This window comes from Aurantimonas aggregata, assembly GCF_010500835.1.
GTDB classification, from domain to species: Bacteria; Pseudomonadota; Alphaproteobacteria; order Rhizobiales; family Rhizobiaceae; genus Aurantimonas; species Aurantimonas aggregata.
On record NZ_JAAAMJ010000070.1, the window covers coordinates 1 to 1,563 of the forward strand.

Genomic DNA, 1,563 nt, shown 5'->3' on the forward strand with positions numbered 1-1,563 from the left:
TAGCCCGCATTATGCGTCATGGCTGGCGGGCCTAGCCCAAGCCTCTGATCCGGCGTAGTTTTTGGGTGCTGACGCCAAAAACTCCAGATCGGAGGGACCATGCCCGCCAAGGACGAGACTACGCCGCCGCTGCCGGGCCTGTCACCGGTGAACGGCAAGGTGGTGACCGCCCGTTTCGACGGCGGCTCGCTGTCCTCGGACGCCGGGTTGCTGGCGCTGCGCGAGGTCGAGCGGCGGCTCGACGTCGCCGGCAAGCTCGCGGCCTGCATCGACGATCCCCGCGATCCCGCCCGCACCCTGCACAGCGCCGCCGACATCCTGCGCTTCCGCATGCTGATGATCGCGGCGGGCTACGAGGACGGCATCGACGCCAACGCCCTGCGCGCCGACCCGGTGTTCAAGATAGCGTTGGAGCGGCTGCCGGGCGAGCGCGACCTCTGCTCGCAGTCCACCGTCAGCCGGCTCGAGAACCTGCCCGATCGACGCATGCTGCTGAAGATGGGCCGCGCCATGGTCGGGCTCTACTGCGCCTCGTTCGCGCAGGTTCCGAAGCGCATCATCCTCGACATCGACGACACCTTCGACGCGGTTCATGGCGGCCAGCAGCTTCGGCTATTCAACGCCCACTACGACGACTACGGCTTCCAGCCGATCGTGGTGTTCGACGGCGCGGGACGCTTCGTGGCCGCAGTGTTGCGCCCGGCGAAGCGGCCGAAGGGTCGCGAGATCGCCGCGCATCTGCGCCGGCTGTTCCGCGAGATCCGCAGCCACTGGCCGCGGGTGGAGATCCTGCTGCGCGGCGACGGCCACTACTGCGCGCCCGAGGTGCTCGACCTGTGCCGGGCACGCGGCGTGGACTTCATCCTCGGCCTGCCGACCACCGCCGTGCTGCGCCGCCATGTGGCAACGCTGGAAGCCTCCACGATAGCACGGGCCGAGACGGTTGACGGCGCCACGGTCCGTCGCTTCAAGGAATTCCACGATGGCGCCGCCTCCTGGAGCCGGGTCGAGCGTATTATCGCCCGCGTCGAGGCCGGCCCCCGCGGCTGCGACACCCGCTTCATCGTCACCAGCCTGGCCAGTGGGACCGGCAAGACGCTGTACGAAGGCGTCTACTGTGCCCGCGGCCAGACCGAGAACCACATCAAGGCGTGGAAAGCCCATCTCGCCGCCGATCGCACTTCGTGCAGCAGCGCCGCCGCCAACCAGCTCAGGCTGTTCCTGCATGCCGGCGCCTACTGGCTGATGTGGACCCTGCGCGCCGCCCTGCCGAAGCGCTCGCCGTGGCGGCGCGCCCAGTTCGACACGCTGCGCCTGCGCATCGTGAAGATCGCCGCACGCGTCGACGACATGAAGACCCGCATCACGCTGCACCTGCCGAGCGCCTGTCCCGCCGCGCACCTGATGCGCCTGCTTCTCGAGCGACTGCCGCGCATGGCGCCAATCTGACGACCGCCCCGGCCGTCGCCCCCGCTCGCCCCGAAACCGCAACCTCAAAACCCGAACATCCCGAACCGCGCCGCCACCGCGAGCGCGCCCGAAAAGCATGGGCGACACCGACCC

The 1,563-nt window shown here is 69.4% G+C and carries 1 protein-coding gene; it reads left to right on the top strand.

Annotated elements, in window-relative coordinates:
• Positions 1–99: 99 nt before the first annotated feature.
• Positions 100–1,449 carry an IS1380 family transposase gene (locus GTW51_RS23275; RefSeq protein ID WP_163046395.1) on the top strand — a complete coding sequence of 450 codons (1,350 nt, stop codon included), beginning with the start codon at positions 100–102 and terminating at the stop codon, positions 1,447–1,449.
• The last annotated feature ends 114 nt before the right edge of the window (positions 1,450–1,563 follow it).

Excerpts from the sequence above, each read along its gene's own strand:
- GTW51_RS23275 (WP_163046395.1), top strand. The coding sequence starts at position 100 with ATGCCCGCCAAGGACGAGACTACGCCGCCGCTGCCGGGCCTGTCACCG.